Raw genomic sequence first — 18417 nt, 5'->3', positions numbered from 1 at the left:
GACTTGTTTACAATTTATTCAACTGATTCAAAAATGATGATGCTTTAAATTGTTGCAGCTAATTCAGCGCCTTGACGAATTGCACGCTTTGCATCTAACTCACCCGCTTCTTTTGCACCACCAATTAAATGCACATTCTTACCATCTGCTTTTAACTGATCATACATAGCTGTGTAAGACTCTTGACCTGCGCAAATAATGACATTATCCACTTCTAATACTGTTGGCTGATCATTGACGGTAATGTGTAGTCCTTGATCATCAATCTTGTCGTAACTTGCACCTGCAATCATTTTTACATCACGATGCTTCAAACCAGTACGGTGAATCCAACCTGTCGTTTTACCCAAGCCTGCACCTACCGCATTCGACTTACGCTGCAATAAGTAAATTTCACGCTCAGACTGCTCAACGCTAGGCTGTTTTAAACCGCCGACATGTGCATAACTGGTATCAATACCCCATTCATCATAGAATTTTTCAGGGTTTAGACTACCGCTTTCACCTTCATGGCTTAAATATTCTGCTGTATCAAAACCAATCCCACCTGCACCAATAATGGCTACACGGCGCCCAACAGGTAAACGCTCTTTAAGTGCTTGGATGTACGTTAGCACTTTTGGATGATCCACACCTGGAATGTTCAATTCACGTGGCGTCACCCCTGTCGCAACAACGATATCGTCATAATCTGCATCTTGTAGTTCTTCATAAGTTACTAAATGATTAAGAACCAAACGGATATTAGGTTGCAACTCTATTTTACGTTTAAAATAACGAATAGTTTCGTAGAACTCTTCTTTGCCCGGAACCGTTTTTGCAATATTAAACTGTCCACCAATTTGATTGGCTGCATCAAACACTGTCACTTGATGCCCACGCTCAGCAGCATAAGTAGCAAAGCTTAAACCTGCAGGGCCAGCACCAATCACTGCGATATTTTTCTTTTCTGCACTTTCTTTAAAAATCAGTTCAGTTTCATAGCATGCACGCGGGTTGACCAAACATGTCGCAATTTTCATCGAGAAAATATGATCTAAACACGCTTGGTTACAGCCGATACAGGTATTGATTTCATCACTACGACCCTGCTCTGCCTTAAGGACAAACTCTGAATCAGCTAGCATTGGTCGTGCCATAGAGATCATGTCTGCGTGACCTAACGCCAATACATGCTCAGCCATTTCAGGAGTATTGATACGGTTTGACGTAATCAATGGCACTTTGACAATGCCTTTTAATTTTTCAGTTACCCATGTAAATGCAGCACGTGGGACTTTGGTTGCAATGGTCGGAATACGTGCTTCATGCCAACCAATCCCTGTATTAATAATTGTTGCGCCCGCTTTTTCGATTTCTTTAGCAAGCTGAATTACTTCTTCTAAGCTTGAACCACCTTCGACCAAATCCAACATGGATAAACGATAGATAATAATGAAGTTTTCACCCACCTCTTCACGTGTACGTTTGACAATTTCTATTGGGAAACGAATACGGTTTTCATAACTTCCACCCCATTCATCATCACGATGATTGGTACGTGCTGCAATGAATTCATTAATTAAGTATCCTTCTGAACCCATGATTTCAACGCCATCATAGCCTGCATACTGTGCCAACTTTGCACAATGAGCAAAATCTGCAATGGTCTGATTCACCTCAGCAGACGTTAAAGCATGTGGCTTAGTAGGATTAATAGGTGCTTGAATTGCAGAAGGTGCAACCAACTCAGGCTGATAAGAATAGCGGCCTGTATGTAAAATTTGCATTGCAATTTTACCACCAGCCGCATGCACAGCTTCCGTAATCACTTTATGTTTTTCAGCTTCTTCACGGCTATCTAACTTTGCACCACCTGCAAAAGTTAAACCTGCATCATTCGGTGAAATACCACCTGTTACGATCAGTCCTACACCACCTGCTGCACGCTCTGCATAGAATGCGGCCATACGATTATAACCGTTTGGTGCTTCCTCTAATCCAATATGCATAGATCCCATGAGTACACGGTTTTTTAATGTGGTAAAGCCTAAATCTAAAGGCGCAAGTAAATGCGGATAATTAGACATATATACTCCTTGGCGTGCTTTCGCTGGCTGGTATTTTAAATACAAGGTTAAATCAAACTATTTAATGCAACAAGTTGCATACTTTTTATCTTTATAATCGAGATTTGTTTTTTATGCAACATGTTGCATAATGACTCTACGTCCATTTTATTTGCGAAATATTACCAAAATGTCATTAGCTCATGTTTTATTGACCAGTTTGATTGAAAAACCAAGTACAGGCATTGAGTTAGCACGTCGCTTTGACCGTTCAATGGGCTTCTTTTGGAATGCAACACATCAACAAATTTATAGAGAACTCAGCGCTATGCAGAGCAAAGGCTGGATCTCAACCATAGAAGAAGATGGTGCAACGTCTAGAAAAAAAACCTATCAAGTTGAACAACTTGGACGCACAGAATTGGCAGATTGGTTGGTAAAACAAAGTCCACCTGCTCAACTAAGAGAAGAAGTCATGGTGAGACTTCGTGTTGAAGCTCAGTTAGGTGGTAACGCTGTCTTACCTGAGCTGGAACGCCATTTAGCCCTACATAAAGAAAAATTACAGATTTACCAAACGATTTTTGCTAAAGATTTTGGGCAGGCAGATCCTCATGATCGAACCTTGTATATTCATAAAATGATCTTACAACTTGGGATCAATTTAGAGGTCGGCTGGATTGAATGGTTAGAAACCATTATTCCCACGCTTAAAACATTTGAAAAATAAAAATCATACAAAGGATTGACCATGCCACACTATACGATGCCCGATGGTGAAAAACTCTATGTTCGCGAATTTGGACAAGGCGAGCCTGTACTCGTACTTTCTGGTTTAGGCATGCAAAGCTGGCAATGGCTCCCTTTTTTATTTCAACATCGGAAAAAATATCGTTTTTATATTCCCGATTGGCGTGGCTTTGGTGGTTCAGCACAGTGTCGAATTCCAAAACTAGACGCTATCTCTAGCCATTGGCAAGATTTAAATTGTTTTTTAGAACAACAAACACATCATCAATTTCGTGTTATTGCCTATTCTATGGGGGCCACCACAGCTATGCATGGCCTGCAATACGGTCACTTTCAAAAACATGTACATAGTTATCTGCACATTGACCAAACCCCTAAAATTTGCGTAGATGCAGAATGGTCACATGGTCTATTTGCAGAAAAACATAAAGATTTTAAAACTATCTTACAAAACATTGCGGAACTTTTGGCACAAAATACTCAGTACAATTTGGTGTCTGAACTAAAGCCAACGACTCGCACACAACTGGTCGACTACTGGTTCGCGTTTATGCAACTGCAAGCCAAGCCATCTCGAAGCACAGTTTTATTTCAAAAAGCTTTTCAACAGCCACGCTTACAGAAGTTTATGCTTCCTATTCAGCGTTTAGACTATATGACTTGGTACATCCATAATTATCTTTACCATCAAGAAGATTATCGTCTCGCGCTGAGTCAGATTGACCGTCCCACCACATTCTTTATAGGTGAGATGTCTAAGCTCTATCCTTCGCAAGGACAAAAACTGATTGCATCAAGCGTACCTTATGCCAAAACAGTGATCTTCAAAAAGTCAGGGCACACACCGCTGTTAAGCGAACCGCTCAAATTTTCCAAAGAAATTATAAGTTTCCTCAAAGCTGCGGATGTTTAAATGTATATCGTATTATCAGCCAAATGATGAATATTTTTATAACATCTGAAGATAAATACAATTAATCATTCCATTGTAATGACAAAAAAATCAGATCAACCTGATAAAACATCAATGCTTAGAAATCAAAAGAGGCATCTCTTTGAGATGCCTCTTTTTATGCTGCATAGGTCTGCTTGAGATAAGCAACAATATCCGCTGACTCAAACAATGCCGTGCCTGTATTCGGATCGACGAGATAAGGCACTTGAATATCACGCCCCATCACTTGCACAACTTGCTCACGCTTTCCACCTGCAAGTGGGACATATTTGCCTGGCTTTAAGCGTAGTACGGCAGGACCTTGATCTTGCCAACGTTCTTTCGGCACATTATTAAATTTAAATGCTAACTCCAGTTCAGTCAGCAACCCCCGCACAACACGTGTATATGGACTGGCTTCAAATCCCCACAGTTGAAGCAATTGTTCAGGTGCGGCACGATTTTTAATTTTTTTATTCAACCAAACACCACGCGCGCCATTTACCAACGTGCCCACATAAGCGACATAAGGTGTTTTAGGATAATGTGCATACTTTTTCGGCGTGTTACCACTTCGACCATACTGTGCAAATAAATAGTGAATGATGTCTTCTGACTCGTACAACTTGGTATCTGTATTTTCATCCACCAAGAATGGAAACTGAGTCTTACCACCTAACTGTTTCACTAGGGGACGATATTTAGTACCACCCTTAGGACATGGATAGACTTCATAATCCAAATTGAGCAAAGTCAACACTTCACGCACACGGCGACAGTATGGCGAACCTTCAAATTCATAGAGCTTTAAAGCTTGCTCTGGTTGGTTAGGATACGGCGTTCCCGTTACACCACGCCCACCTTGAGTCAGTCCCGAAAAAAGAGCTTGAATCACTTTAATTTGATGCTTCACCATAATGTACGTCCCTATGTTGTATTCAGGTCACCATGAAAAAGTTTTTATACTTCTACTAATTTTTCTTTTGAAATCACAATACCGTTATTATCTGCATAGATATAGTCACCCGATTGAATGCTGACTCCACCAAAATGCAAGTCAATATCTACCTCACCTACACCTTTACGCTGACTTTTTTGCGGGATAGCTGCTAAGGCATGTACACCCAAGTCTAATTCAGCAATGGCGTCAACATCACGCACACAACCATAAATCACCACACCATTCCAATGATTTTTCACAGCCGATTCAGCAATCAAGTCCCCCATCAATGCGCAGCGCATCGAAGCTCCACCATCAACAACCAACACCTTACCTGCCCCTTCAGTTGCGAGAAGCTCTTTCACACGAGAGTTATCTTCAAAGCATTTCACTGTCACGACCTGACCCGCAAAGGTTTTGCGTGCGCCATAACTTTGAAAGAACTTACCATCCATGGATGGCGTTACCACTTGTAAATCAAGCTCAGGATGATCATCCAATAAATCACATGTCACAAATGCTGTCGTCACCACACTTCCCCTCATTTTGTCTTTTGTATGCGTAAATTATCATAGATTTCAAATTTATTGGTCTGCGTTTGAGCAGCCTCCACCATAGTATGAGCCACTTGCTCTGCTGTCACTGGCTTATATTTAAAATGATTCGGTATAAAGTGCGAAAGTTTCAAATAGCCTTTTTGGAAAATATCTTCAAGTAAACGATTTTCACTACGTTGGCCAATCAATAAAGACGGTTGTAATATACTTACTTTATCTAGCCCAAGCCCCCGAATCGTATCTTCAAGCTCGCCTTTGACTCGGTTATAGAACAGTTTTGAATTTGCTTGTGCACCTAAAGCACTGATCAACAAATAATGCGTTTTGGTTAAAACAAATAATTCAGCAAAATGTGCATTCACTACATAATCTATGGCATAGAAATTTTCTTTAGAGCCTGCTTTTTTCAGTGTTGTGCCCAAACAACTAAAAGCATGACTAAAGCCTTGTACATCCTCATGGTTTAGCAAGAGAAAGTCATCCAGCTCAAGTTGCTGTACTTTATCGTACCGATCGAGCTCAACATTATGTCTTCTAACTACCGCTAAAATTTTGCTACAATCTTCGAGTTGCTGTAATTGTTGAATCAGGTTTAAACCCACTAAACCTGTTGCTCCAATCACAATCGCTTGTTCTATATTTTGTGTCATTTTTATACAAACTCCCATGTAGATGGCTAATCTTAACGTTTCTTTAAAATTTTTATGTATCTTAAATATGGTCAAGGCATGTCAAGACTTGACTTCATGGCGTATATTAATCAAAATATGGCACTTGTTTACGGGCTGGTGATTGTTCTTCTGATGTGGTTTTCAGTTTGAATTTCAGCCCGCCCAGACCAATTTAATTCAAGGAGTGCACGAGTGGCAAACTCTGCTCAAGCTAAAAAACGTGCTCGTCAAAACGTTAAAGCACGCAAACACAACGCTAGCTTACGTTCTATGGTTCGTACATACATCAAACGTACAGTAGCTGCTATCGCTGCTGGTGATCATGCAGTTGCTTCTGAAGCATACAAAACTGCTGTACCAGTAATTGATCGTATGGCTGATAAAGGTATCATCCATAAGAACAAAGCTGCTCGTCATAAGAGCCGTTTAAATGCACAAGTTAAAGCTTTAGCTAACTAATTTATGCATTAAAAAAAGCCCTTTTTAAAGGGCTTTTTTTGTATCTAATTTTTCCTACGGCCGCTCATATCACTTTTGATGCATGTATCTGATACATAAACCTGTCTATTTGTTATATAGAAATAGAACATCACAGTCATTCAAACCCATCCAAATATTAACTTAAAAAAAAAGCCCCCTGCCGAGAGCTCTCTTTTAATTTCACTTTAAAATACATTACTCACTTAACAACGTACTTAATTCACAGATCCAGTTTTTAAGTGTTTCACTAAAATACCAATGTTTTTTGAGCTTGCTCCAGCCAAAATCAAACTTGTATTTTGGTTCAGCATCGTCCACCTTTGATTATTATTACCAGAGCAACTGTATCGAATTGCAATTTGACGATTACTCACCAAATTACCAGTATTCAAATCTAGGCATTGTCCAGCTTGCTTAATGGCAGAAGTCGATACATCCATTGACCACACTTGTGCTGAGTTATTCTTCACACACTCCGTGAGAGTTACTTTTGCACTCCCTCCATTGCCTGTTAAACACTGCCCGATTGCAGCCTTATTATGAATACGACCTAAGCCATCATAAACCCATTGTTCCGTATCATCACCCACACAGCCCGATGGCCCACTAATATAAACATCTATATTCTGGCCAGATGTCAGCTCGGTTTTTAAGCAGTTTTTATTGTTTTTCAATAATGCACTTTGCTCAAGCGGGTTATCTTGTTCCAAGCCTAATTTCACAACAAAAGCATTCATTGCATCAACAGCTGCAGATACCTCTTTGGCTAAATCGTCATAGTAGACATTTATCCAACGGTTTAAACGCATCAACTTGTTTTCTTGCTCTTCATAACGCACCAATTGCTGTTGAGCAGCTACGCTCATTTCATTCTTATAAGACTTATAAGCTTGATAAAGCATTAAACCATTTGGAGATAAAACAATCATATTGTTTGTCGCTTGGTTAAGTAGCTCTTGTTCAAGTAGTGGCAACTCCAAATCACGTAAGGCTTTATAGCCTTGAGCCTTTCCAATTTTTACCGCAGGCGTAATCGCCGTAGCATATTGTGGAATCACAATGGTTGATAATAATTTTGCCTCCGCATTGGCTTGCTTACAGTATAAATCAACTTTTTGTGGCTGCTCCGCAAGCGCTAAGTTGACATGCAATTTATTGGCATTACTGCCTAAACGTGTCGGGGCTAGAGCGATATTGGTCACTGTCTTTGGATACTGTACATTTAACCAACATGCAGCCTGACCCAACGCCGTGTTGGCTACAGGTAAATCATAAACATTACCCCAGTTTGAGCGTGCTGCTGGATATAATAATCCAACTTGAGCTACCGGATCGTAACCACCTAAAATGGTCAATACAGGTTCGCCAAAGATTCGTGGACGTAGATAGTTTTGCTTTGGCTGATACCAAACAGGGGCCGTAGAATCTGGCATGATTGGCTGTGCCACATCCATCTGACGTGTGACTTCATTCCACTTTTTATAACCTGTAGGCGAGCTCTTATCCCAAACATAACGGTTAAAGTGTGGTTGAATTTTCAAGTAGGTACTATAACCCGTATAGTGGGTATAGCGTGAAACTGAGCTTGATGCATAACCACCAGACATGGCATCTCGGCTATGTGGATATAAAGCCAAGAAGTTCGCAATTCCTGTGGAAGCCGCCCATAAGTCCTTGCTATTCCAAATCAAATTACCCCGCATCATATTCCGATACGGAATATAGCCCCAGCCACTGTCAGCATGATGAGAAGTCCAAAACTGATTCTCACCTTCCTGCCCTGGATAATGTCCAAGTCCATAATGATGCCCAATTTCATGGCTAAATTCGTTGCCAACCGAATCATATAAGGTCAGCATGCCATTCCCCCCACTTAAACCATGAGTACTTTCACCATTGGCATATTTACCACGACTATGATGTGCAACCACCGTTTGAGTTAACTGAGGCTGACTTTGGCTAGCCATTGAGGCACTGGTGACACCCCAATTCGCCAAATTTATTCCTACACTAAAAGTCGATTTACCAACATTTTCACGCATGTCACCTTCATACACACCACCTTGATCCGCACTTGCTGTATCGTAAATAGTTCCATCTGCAATCATGACCCGATCAAGCTGAATATCATCATATTTTGCAATAGTCATTTCAGCAGCAGGGATTGTTTGGAAGTAATCCGAACCTGCACGTACTGGATCATTCAACATATAGTGCCCTGTAGCGACAGGCGGTGCAGTTAGCATCCCGATACGAATATTGTTTAAGACCAACTCTCCTGGAGAGGCAAAATCAATTTTATCTTGCGTAATTTGTCCTTGACGGCCAGTAGAGTCTTTCAGCTGAATACTCAACCCTGGACGAATTTCATCCCAATTGAGTCGCGCACTCCATGCACGCTGACTATATTGCACTCGAGCCCGATCATCAGTATTGGTCTGATCCGATGCAGGAATCTGTGTTGGGTCATCCAGCTCAATGGTTCTTAACCATTGGTTATTCATATAAATATCTGCTCTCAGACTCTCAATTTTCCCCATAGCATCATTTGGCGTAACTAACAACAACGCTTCTTTTTCCATCGTTAGACGTGGCATTTTTTTACTTTCATTGCCATTTGGATCAACCACATGACTCTGACCGAATTGCAACATGGCCTCAAAACTACCAGTTAAATCGTTACGTATTACGCGTGTATTCGCGTTTGCATCGTAATCAAAATAACCCAAGGTATTTGAGTCTGAAACATCATGTGTAGGCTCAGCATAAGGTGTTACGACAGGTGCTGTGGAATCTTCAACTCCTTTATCCCCATCATCATGACCACCGCCACCACCACATGCTACGAGCATCAGCATCACAACACAGAGGCTTAACTTACAATATATAAACCCATTCGCACTTTTCACAACTTTCCCCAAAATCATCACAAAAAAAACTTTAATTTTTTAAATTTAAACATATAAATCAAAAACTTAATTATTAAACCCGATTTGGCGTTTATATTCAATTCACATCATCTGTTACATAGTGACGAATATTTTCGACTCTGGAAAATGCAAGTCCGAAAAATATAAATTATGTGATACAGCTTAAATTTATAAAAAAGAATGCTGAACGTTACAGCTAGATTCTCAGCAATTTAGTAGAAAGTTTTTATCAATCAATTTTAAAAATTTGAATCTTTTTTTAGCAGCCTGACTTGTCGCTCTCATTTTCAGATTCGTAGCGATTAAAAACATAATTCCATAAAAATAATATGGTATTCTGTTTTCCTACAATGAAACCAGATAAAACCTGCACCTGGGGGAATAAAATGATCAGCAAATTTCTACCAACACTCGAAAAGTTTCAACCTACAGAACAACAATATATTGACTATTTTAATACCAAAGGTGAAAAAGATGTTCTCGCCAAAGTAATTTCAAATATGCGTGGTACTGCTGAAATTCAAGCCTCACAAGGGGTCGATGCATGGCTAGGTTATGGTGTGTATTTACCAGCCATTGAACGTATTTTTGCTTTGCACCAAGGCGAGACTGAAGCTGAATTTTATGCGCGTACACAATACCCTGTCGATGTTGTGAATGCATACACGCTTGCCAATCATGAAATTGCAACACTCATTGCCGCAGATAAATACAGTCGAATGCATCAGCAAACTGTGGCAGTTAATACTTCTTTATGGCCGTTGAATGATGAAGGACTAAGTATCGACTTACATGACTTCCCTAACCGACTGAAAGCAAAAATTTAGTTTTTTACACGACAGTACATGCTTTGATTAGCATGATAATAGCTTGCCATCTCGTTGATTATTTTCAATATTAAATTTAATAAAATCAATGAGATGCCACAAAGAAGCAACAAAAATATCTATGTTTTTAAACCCCAAACTTAAAGCTGCTGAAACTCTTGAATATTCAGCTCATGAATTTCACCGCGCCAAATCCATTTTAATTTAGATTCCAAAAACACATCGCCCTCAAACCAGACAAATAGACCTTCCATCATTTTTGGCCAATCTTCTTTGGTTACTATAGTACGCCCCGAAATCACTGCCAAAATTGCAGCTAAGATCGTATCGTGGCTAACAGCAAGGCTCAAACCATAAGGGTTGCTCGGATGAGTGTTATATATGAGTTCCAAGACATCAACCACACCATGAATCGGATGCTTCATACCTGGCAAGGCATTATTAACAAAACTATTAATAAAACCCAATGCGCCTTGCCGCTGAAAATAAGGACCTGCTTGTTTAATGTCTAACACAAAACTTCCGGGTTCAACCAATAAACCCTGCTCAATAATTTCTATGCGGTGAGTATTCGGTTCAAGCGTTTGCGCATCTGCCCCCTGAATCATTAACGCAGCAGTATCAATACAACGCTGAATTGGGCTAGAAATACAGTGTTGAATAACTCGGTCAGTATTATCAATTAAATATGAGCCCCAAGCTTCAGCCAAATCACGCCCTTGATGGGTCAATTGTAAATCATAGCCTGCAAGACCCTGACCAGTGACAACTTCGCGAATAGAATGACGTGTAAATAACGTCACTGGCGTTTTTGCATCGGGCAATAAGTCGATGGCTTTCAGCATACTAGGCGGGAGCAAGTCTAAGGCCATAATCAACAACAACTCAATAATTCAAAAAACACTATAGCACGCTTAATTTTTAGCTCAAGCCAATGAAGGCATTAGTTCAAGTGCTTGTAATGCGAGTTTTTTCATATCGTTATTTCGATAAGCAATAAAACCGCCATTTAATAAACTCGCTCTTTGGTTATATACGAATGGCCGTCCCTGAAAATCAATCAAGCCACCACCGATGCGCTCCAAGAAGCATTGACCTGCACTGGTATCCCATTCAGACGTTGGGTGGAACCGTGGATAAATGTCTACACGATCTTCAAGCATCATACAAAACTTGTAAGCGCTTCCTGCACGGTATTCTGTAATTTCAGTCAGCTTTTCTAATTGATCTAAATAAAGTTGATATTGAGGCTTGCTCTGGCTACTTTGGCTTAAACCGACTTGTACGGTGTGTTGCTGTTCCGATAAATAATATTCAGACCATACATCTTTTTCAATAGCGTATTTTAAAGGCTGACCTTGCTTTGGGCAGAAGTAAATTTGTTGCTCACATGGAATTGCAAGCACGGCAAAACTTGTGTGTGCTCCATCAATCAAACTCAAATTGATAGTAAATTCGGGACGCTGATGTAAGAACTCTTTAGTACCATCTAAAGGATCAAGCATCCAAAAAGACGTCCAGTGCTGTCTATGTGTATGCTTCCCTTCTTCAGACAAAATAGGCATTTGAGGGAATATTTTTTCTAAAGCCTCTGTAATGTATTGATTAACACGATAGTCCGCTTGCGTCACAGGCGAATCATCTGTCTTTTTTTCAATGCTAAAATCATCGCCTGCAACATACGCTTGGTATTCTGCACGCAAAATTTCACATGCCTGAGTCACAATAGGTACAAGTTGCTGAATTAAAGCATCTTGCGGTGCAATGATTGTTCTGAACATGCGATACCCTTTTTTATTGAATCAAGCAACTCAAAAAATTTTCAACACTTAAATGCCGATACATACCCATAAAGACCTCTAGATCTTAAAGTATCTTTTCAAAAAACATTATACGCTGATGATACTAGAAAAATGTAAAACGATTGTGCAGCCTAAACCAATCTCTACTTGGGGCCACTACATGATCATTTCATCAAGCACATCTCATGGGCAAATGTTTACATGATCACTGATGACAAAAATTTTGAGCAAAAAAAATCCCACGCATGGAAGCGTGGGATATAAAACGAGAAAAGCTACAGCACTTTAATTTCGTGACACAGTATAAACCTATATTTTGAATACATCAATTAAAAATGCAAAATCCGACACATTTTTATGCATTTTGTACAGACCGCTGTTATTTACTATTAATCTGCGCACTTTACTTCAAGCTGATACTCATCCTGTGTCACTTTAATTTTAATTTTTTGATATTTTCTTTTATTCGGATCCATCGCAGAACCCGCGACTTCAGATAAGAACTTCCGATCATTCATTAGTTCACTATAAGCTTTATATCCAATCAAAATTTTTTCGGGTTTTTTATTTTTGGAAATTAATGCGTTCAGAATGTCGTCTAGTTCATTTGCAGTAACAATTGGCATATAAATCAACTCAAAATAAAAAAGAGTATCTATGAACAATATGATGAAATGATGTCAAAACAATATTTTGAAAAATATAAATTAAAAATAAAGCCCGATCACCACAAAAATAGATAGGGCTTTTGTCTAAAAATCAGACCATAAAATTATTTTATTTAACAAAAAAGCCTGTTTATCTCTCTCCAAATAAACAGGCTTAAACTACACACACCGCATTTAATCATTTAGCATTTATATTTATGACACAGATACTACAGCTTAAATATTTCAAATTGATGAAGCTGAATTGCTTTTATAAAACCACGCCGACTCAATCGTCATTTCTTAAAAATGTGAGCTCGTATTCATCATGGGTAATTTTAATCTTAGTATTCCGATAGGTCCGCTTTTTCGGGTCTAGCGAAGAATTGATGACGTTATCTGCAAATTTCGGATTCGACATAAATTTTGCATATAACATATAACCGATACGAATCTTCTTAATTGCTTTTTTCTTTCCTTTTGCCTCATATTTATCTAGGGTTTCATCTAAAAAATCTAAACTGAGTTCACTCATTTATTCATCTCTATTTTATTGTCATTCGATCCATGTTTTACCTGATTCTAAGTTAAATAACCAGTGCAACATCTTTATTTATTAATCATTCTGATCAATCACCAACATCATTTTCTTAGCATAAGTCAGCCAATTTTTATCTACTTTTGCTACACATATACAAAAGCCACCTTTAAGGTGGTTTTGATTTTAACAATGCAAAATGAAAATCTGATGAAAATCACATTACATAGACATAACTGCAGAATAACTCAGTGGAATTGAAAAACTAACCAAAACTAAAGAAGCTGTACGCTGCAAGTTTTTTTGATTTAGCCATGAAATTCTATTAGCAACCAATACAGAACCAATAAATATCCAAAATAACGCAATTGGAGTAATTAGACATAAAAATAACCCCATGTGCACCGTATATGATTGAAGACTTGACCATGCAGCAATTGGAAAAACGGCTGAAGCAAACAACAGAGCTTTTGGATTGAGCATTGTCGCGCAGAAAAGTGACTTGGCTGTAATTGAGGGTTGGTTTAAATCTGCATCAACTGTAGAAGTTTTCCATAATTTAAAGGCTAAATAAATAATATAAGCTGCACTGCAAAGTTTCAGTACTGGCGGTAAAATGGGGAGAGATTCAGCAATTGAGTCAATTAAAACGCCCCATACGGTGATTGCAATAAAGTAGCCTATCACTTCAGCAGGAATCAATTTAAGGGATTTTTTGACACCAGTTTCAATACCTGAAGACGCTAAAAGTGTATTCGTTGGTCCAGGTGTTAAGAGGATGGTAATGACCAAACTTATAAAAAGCCATGAAAACATTCACTATCCTTTTCCTTGTAAATTTGGCCAAATCTTTCAATATTTCGTTTTATTTGTCGACATTTTAAATGTAAGAAAAAATTTAATACAAAAATAAATACTAAAAAAAGTAATTACTTAATATTCAATTCATCTTGCTTTCAGCATATCCCTTGACTGACTCAAAATGACCTTTTTTGTTCACCAAAGTTTCTATAATTTAAATTAACATTTGAAGTGCAGCGCCATACTCTTAAAAATCATACTTGACTCAGACGTCTAAAGCCGACTCCTTTTCTTGGTCGGTCAGATAGTATTGAACCAATATACTTTCAAGAATACACATGGCGATCTGTTTAGCTTTAGCGGCCGTAAACAGGTCATCAAACACTTACCGAGACTCACGCTGCTAAAACCGCAACAACCTGTTTGCTTTCAATATTCACCAGTAGCTAAAGATAAAAATGGTTTTTTCCTACTCACCAATCTTCACTAAACAGCAACATACGCACTATCTCAAATAACACTCCCAATTCATACAGGACGCAGAGACAGTCGCACAAAATGGTAGCAAGCGCATGTGCGCTGAGAGCTTGATACATCGCATACCTTTTACATCATCATTAATTTTCAATGCAGATCTGGTATGATTAATAATGATTATTGATTACACTTTATAAAATATAATATGCATGATTCATCAACAAATTTTAACGATAACCGCCCCATCAAATCGTGGTTTGGATTTCTTTTAGGATTGTTCTGCGTTGTAATGAGCATAATAGCGTTATTTGAATCTGTGAGTTTACAAAGCATCCTGAGAACTTTAGGTTTTCTATGCTTTTGATATCCATGGAGTCAATTACAAGTTAAGAATCGTCCTCTCTCAAAATTTTTCAGTAGTGAAATAGACGACGACAAATTAAATAAACAAGCAAGCATCCTCGCAATTATTGCTCTGGCTCTACTCATCAGCTCTACAATTTTGTTTTATATGAGTTAGTTTGAATAGCAACCCGTTTCTTGATTGGCTGACATTAATGATTGAGAAAAAAGTTCAACCATAGTAATCACACCGATAACTATTGCTGATTGAAAGAGCTTGATGAAGGCTTATATTAGTTTATGTATTATGCAAATTTTATCAAAATCATAAGGTGTCTTTAAAGTGAGAATACATATTGATAAGTTAAGTATTCGTTCGACCACCGAAGAAGATTGGGAAATATTAAAAACTGTGCGCTTAGAATCTCTCTTAGAGAGTCCTAATGCATTCTCTGCAACATACTCTACCACTGAGCTGTATAGTGAATTGCAATGGCGTGATCGTGCAGCACATAAAACTCAATATCACTATATCTTAGCTCTAAATGGACAACGCGCTATTGGTATAATTGGTGGAAAGCAAAGTACTGAACTAGAGTTTGGCTTGATCGCCATGTGGGTCAATCCAGAGTTTCGCGGTAATGGTATAGCAGATATGCTGATCAATGCTATAAAGAAATTAGCAATTTCTAAAGGGCATTTTAGAATAGCTCTGAGTGTTTCTCAAGATAATATTCGGGCAATAAATCTTTACTCTAGGCACGGTTTTTCATGTATAGCCGACTGGGAAAACTCATCTATAAATGCTCGCCCAAGAAATCAAAAAATGGAATGTGTCGAATTAGACAGAGTGATACCCAAATTTGCATAAAGCTTACTTGTAGGTTCAATGGTATATCAGGGCACTCCCGTACAAGTCTATATGTTTAAAACATCAAAAATGACTGACTTATACAAAGTCAAAAAAGTGAATATGATTTTTCAAATACTTGAGAAATGTATTATTTTACTAAATAAAATTAGGCGTATAGAGAGTAAGTTAATGAACCACCCTGAGTCTCAAATTGATGATATACAGATTGTAGGTTTACAACATTGCAAGTCGGAAAATTTAGTTCATTTTTATATAAAAAATAAAACTCATTTAGCCGATGCAATGCCCCTTAGAGATGAATCTTTTTATCAGTCTCACTACTGGGACGAGCAGATTGCTGATTATGCTCAATTATTTAAAGAAAAGTGTGCGATTAAATTTGTTTTACTCAAACATGAGCAGGTGATTGGAACCATTACATTTGATCAAATTTGCTATGGTGCCTTTCGTTCTTGTTATCTTGGATACTTGTTAGACCAAGATTATCAAGGAAAAGGCATAATGACTAAAGCTTTACAGTTTTGTTTAAGCTATATAATTAAAGACCTCAACCTAAATCGTGTAATGGCTAATTACGTTCCTGAAAACCTTCGTAGTGGAAAACTACTCCGTCAGTTAGGATTTGAGCGAGAAGGCTATGCCAGAAAGTATCTTTTACTCAATGGTGTATGGAGAGATCATATTTTGACCAGTTATATTAATGACACCTAATATTAACCAAATAAAGTTCCAGTTTAAATTTTCGTCTGCAAACCAATTAAAAAAAATTGCATCTTCCCAGAGGATTTTCAATTCACACTCTTAAGACAGACAGTGATATGAGCGTTTCTGGAAAGCGATTCTAGGTTACAAATAACAATTTCACACAGACCGTTTAAAGCAACGTGAAATTTTTAATTTAGTTGGGAGGATTGATTACCCAATATCCCCTATTTCACACCCACTCCTTAAAGGGCAAGGCTCACCATCCAATAAGTTTTCAAGCATGCTCTGCATCTGTAGCAATTGAAATATTTTCTCCTGTATCACCCCTAGTTTTTCCGACAAAATCGAACGAAATTGTGTAGCCGGAATTTCATTCTCATTGATTAGTTGAGTGATTTGCCTTATCTCAGCCAGTGTAAAACCTAGATTTTTAGCCGTCTGGATGAGTTTCAATTGTTGTAGCGTCTGTTCAGGATAATCCTTATAACCATTATTACGGACTAAAGGTTGAATTAACTCCATTTTTTCATAAAAACGGATGGTATCTCGACTCAAATTCATCTGTTGTGATAGTTCACCGATCAACATATCTCATTTCCATGCATATTTTTAAAACCCTCTTGACCATGGAGTATACTCCATGCTTTAGCGTAAGCAATGACTAATGAATAGGAGTTAGTTCTATGTTTACATCACCCCAAACCGCCTTAATAGTCGGCTCAACTGGATTTATTGGTAAATTCCTTGTCGCTCGTCTGCTCCGTGATAATGCACGGGTCTTTGCTCTCTGCCGTAATATAAATGAGCAACCGCATCAACTAAGATCTTGGCTAACACAACAGGGAATTGACTATCGCCAACTTAGTTTCATTCAAGGTGATGTTACCCTTCCCCATTTAGGTCTATCACCTCAGGATTGGGAAACATTAAAAGAAGTTAACTATCTCTACAATACGAGTGCATTGTTTAAATGGAATCTCTCCATGGAGCAAGCTAAAGCAGTAAATGTTGATGGGCTGACCAACCTGTTACATAGTGTATGCAAGCATTGTCATTTAGAACGTGCAATACACTTGTCTGGCTATATGCTAACTCTAGACAAGCATTTACAGGCAGCAGGCATCTATAGAAAGAATATTGAAAAAACGGATTGGCCCAAAATTTATGACAAATTGGGTGCTTATGAAGCCTCAAAGATCCAAGGGCATTTTAACTGGATCAAGCAGGCTGACACTCTCAATATCCCATGGACAGTCATTCACCCGGCCACAGTAATAGGTGATGAAATGAGTGGAGAAATTCCTGCAAACCAGCCGATTGCCACCCTAATTCAACAGCTCAAACAAAGAAAAATGAAGGCACTGCCCGGGACACCTCAGCATTCACTGCCTCTAGTATCCGTAACAATGCTTGTGAATGCTATTTTCCATGCAGGCAAAGATACCCAAACTCTAAAACAAGAAATTTTAGTAGCCAACCCTGAACAATTATCCTTACAGACTTTGGTCAGCATTATTGCTAATGCTATACAGGTCAAAGCTCCACATCATTTTGTATCACTCTACTTTTTAAAATGGATTTTAAAATGGCATTGGTTGGCAAAAAAATTAGATATGTCTGGAGAAATGCTAAATTTCATTAGAACTGAACAGATTGACCTGAGCTTATTCAACCAACTCAATCAAAAGTGGGAAATCCCACCGACCGTACTACTAGAAACCATAGAAAGGACTGCAGGATGGGTGATTAAGCAATCAAAATAAAACAATGCTAAGTATGAGCAATATTGAGTGACTCAAGATGGAGACTCTCCTCTCTAAGTTTTAGCAGTCATGGATTTATTCACTTATTCAGTTCTGATTTATATTTGCATACTTGTGAACAAGCATCTGTTGTTAATCCAAGTAATGGGTAAGTGCATAAATCCATCTATTGAGTTATTGGGAGTAAAAGAATACAAAATTGGAAAATAATCTTACCCTTAGGTAAAACCCTAATAAAAAAACCTTCCGATCCGTAGCCATCAACTTCTTATCTCAAAGTTTTCTGTTGTTAGATTTAAGCCAACTATCACTTAATGCCATTCGTTTTTTT

Annotated in this window: 18 protein-coding genes; 7 read left to right on the top strand and 11 right to left on the bottom strand. The window is 38.3% G+C overall.

Going from position 1 to position 18417, the window contains the following annotated elements; translation table 11 throughout:
- Positions 1-44: 44 nt before the first annotated feature.
- The gene (locus tag ACZ8ZH_RS07200; protein WP_119062821.1) at positions 45-2069 is read right to left on the bottom strand and encodes an NADPH-dependent 2,4-dienoyl-CoA reductase; all 2025 of its coding nucleotides are present in this window, start codon (positions 2067-2069) and stop codon (positions 45-47) included.
- A 169-nt stretch (positions 2070-2238) separates the two neighbouring features.
- On the opposite strand from ACZ8ZH_RS07200, the gene ACZ8ZH_RS07195 reads away from it, so the two are divergent.
- Together ACZ8ZH_RS07195 and ACZ8ZH_RS07190 are read left to right on the top strand one after the other, a co-directional pair.
- Positions 2239-2778 (top strand): PadR family transcriptional regulator, encoded by a 540-nt coding sequence (locus ACZ8ZH_RS07195; RefSeq protein ID WP_086208224.1) that lies wholly within the window; start codon positions 2239-2241, stop codon positions 2776-2778.
- A 21-nt stretch (positions 2779-2799) separates the two neighbouring features.
- Positions 2800-3711 carry an alpha/beta fold hydrolase gene (locus ACZ8ZH_RS07190; RefSeq protein ID WP_119062822.1) on the top strand — a complete coding sequence of 304 codons (912 nt, stop codon included), beginning with the start codon at positions 2800-2802 and terminating at the stop codon, positions 3709-3711.
- 157 nt (positions 3712-3868) lie between these two features.
- On the opposite strand, the gene ACZ8ZH_RS07185 is transcribed toward ACZ8ZH_RS07190, so the two are convergent.
- Genes ACZ8ZH_RS07185 through ACZ8ZH_RS07175 form a run of 3 tightly spaced genes read right to left on the bottom strand, consistent with a single transcriptional unit; the run spans position 3869 to position 5879 of the window.
- A complete protein-coding gene (locus ACZ8ZH_RS07185) occupies positions 3869-4648 on the bottom strand; it encodes a glutathione S-transferase N-terminal domain-containing protein (RefSeq protein WP_086207594.1) in 780 nt (259 codons plus the stop codon).
- A gap of 44 nt (positions 4649-4692) precedes the next feature.
- Entirely contained in the window at positions 4693-5205 is a 513-nt protein-coding gene (rraA, locus tag ACZ8ZH_RS07180) for a ribonuclease E activity regulator RraA (protein WP_086207595.1), read from the bottom strand.
- Positions 5206-5213: 8 nt separating this feature from the next.
- Entirely contained in the window at positions 5214-5879 is a 666-nt protein-coding gene (locus tag ACZ8ZH_RS07175) for a Rossmann-fold NAD(P)-binding domain-containing protein (protein ID WP_110974130.1), read from the bottom strand.
- Between the two features lie 213 nt (positions 5880-6092).
- On the opposite strand from ACZ8ZH_RS07175, the gene rpsT reads away from it, so the two are divergent.
- Positions 6093-6359 carry a 30S ribosomal protein S20 gene (gene rpsT / locus ACZ8ZH_RS07170; RefSeq protein WP_086207597.1) on the top strand — a complete coding sequence of 89 codons (267 nt, stop codon included), beginning with the start codon at positions 6093-6095 and terminating at the stop codon, positions 6357-6359.
- A 236-nt stretch (positions 6360-6595) separates the two neighbouring features.
- Here the strand turns inward: rpsT and ACZ8ZH_RS07165 are convergent, their stop codons facing one another.
- Positions 6596-9307 carry a M66 family metalloprotease gene (locus ACZ8ZH_RS07165; RefSeq protein WP_162900239.1) on the bottom strand — a complete coding sequence of 904 codons (2712 nt, stop codon included), beginning with the start codon at positions 9305-9307 and terminating at the stop codon, positions 6596-6598.
- A gap of 389 nt (positions 9308-9696) precedes the next feature.
- Between ACZ8ZH_RS07165 and ACZ8ZH_RS07160 the strand changes: the two genes are divergently transcribed.
- Entirely contained in the window at positions 9697-10137 is a 441-nt protein-coding gene (locus ACZ8ZH_RS07160) for a hypothetical protein (RefSeq protein WP_086208226.1), read from the top strand.
- A gap of 140 nt (positions 10138-10277) precedes the next feature.
- Here the strand turns inward: ACZ8ZH_RS07160 and ACZ8ZH_RS07155 are convergent, their stop codons facing one another.
- The 5 genes from ACZ8ZH_RS07155 to ACZ8ZH_RS07135 all read right to left on the bottom strand — a co-directional run bounded on the left by ACZ8ZH_RS07155 (position 10278) and on the right by ACZ8ZH_RS07135 (position 13940).
- Entirely contained in the window at positions 10278-11009 is a 732-nt protein-coding gene (locus tag ACZ8ZH_RS07155) for a histidine phosphatase family protein (RefSeq protein WP_086207598.1), read from the bottom strand.
- 54 nt (positions 11010-11063) lie between these two features.
- The gene (locus tag ACZ8ZH_RS07150) at positions 11064-11918 is read right to left on the bottom strand and encodes a 3'(2'),5'-bisphosphate nucleotidase CysQ family protein (protein ID WP_119062823.1); all 855 of its coding nucleotides are present in this window, start codon (positions 11916-11918) and stop codon (positions 11064-11066) included.
- Between the two features lie 410 nt (positions 11919-12328).
- Positions 12329-12565, bottom strand: a complete 237-nt coding sequence (locus ACZ8ZH_RS07145; RefSeq protein WP_086207600.1) for a hypothetical protein — start codon at positions 12563-12565, stop codon at positions 12329-12331.
- 310 nt (positions 12566-12875) lie between these two features.
- Complete coding sequence (locus tag ACZ8ZH_RS07140; protein ID WP_086207601.1) at positions 12876-13121, bottom strand: hypothetical protein; 246 nt, start codon at positions 13119-13121, stop codon at positions 12876-12878.
- A 225-nt stretch (positions 13122-13346) separates the two neighbouring features.
- Entirely contained in the window at positions 13347-13940 is a 594-nt protein-coding gene (locus ACZ8ZH_RS07135) for a LysE family translocator (protein WP_086207602.1), read from the bottom strand.
- 1147 nt (positions 13941-15087) lie between these two features.
- On the opposite strand from ACZ8ZH_RS07135, the gene ACZ8ZH_RS07130 reads away from it, so the two are divergent.
- Positions 15088-15615: a GNAT family N-acetyltransferase gene (locus ACZ8ZH_RS07130; RefSeq protein WP_119062824.1), complete on the top strand. Its 528-nt coding sequence runs from the start codon at positions 15088-15090 to the stop codon at positions 15613-15615.
- Positions 15616-15666: 51 nt separating this feature from the next.
- A complete protein-coding gene (locus ACZ8ZH_RS07125) occupies positions 15667-16329 on the top strand; it encodes a GNAT family N-acetyltransferase (protein ID WP_162900229.1) in 663 nt (220 codons plus the stop codon).
- A 204-nt stretch (positions 16330-16533) separates the two neighbouring features.
- Here ACZ8ZH_RS07125 and ACZ8ZH_RS07120 read toward each other — a convergent pair whose 3' ends face one another.
- The gene (locus ACZ8ZH_RS07120) at positions 16534-16911 is read right to left on the bottom strand and encodes a MerR family transcriptional regulator (RefSeq protein WP_086207605.1); all 378 of its coding nucleotides are present in this window, start codon (positions 16909-16911) and stop codon (positions 16534-16536) included.
- A gap of 95 nt (positions 16912-17006) precedes the next feature.
- Here ACZ8ZH_RS07120 and ACZ8ZH_RS07115 point away from each other — a divergent pair, with 95 nt between their 5' ends.
- Positions 17007-18086: an SDR family oxidoreductase gene (locus ACZ8ZH_RS07115; protein ID WP_119062826.1), complete on the top strand. Its 1080-nt coding sequence runs from the start codon at positions 17007-17009 to the stop codon at positions 18084-18086.
- Positions 18087-18417 lie beyond the last annotated feature (331 nt).

The sequence above is a fragment of the Acinetobacter sp. SW-226 genome, assembly GCF_055632855.1.
The sequence above is the reverse complement of the archived record's forward strand: the minus strand, read 5'-3'. Positions and strand labels throughout refer to the sequence as shown.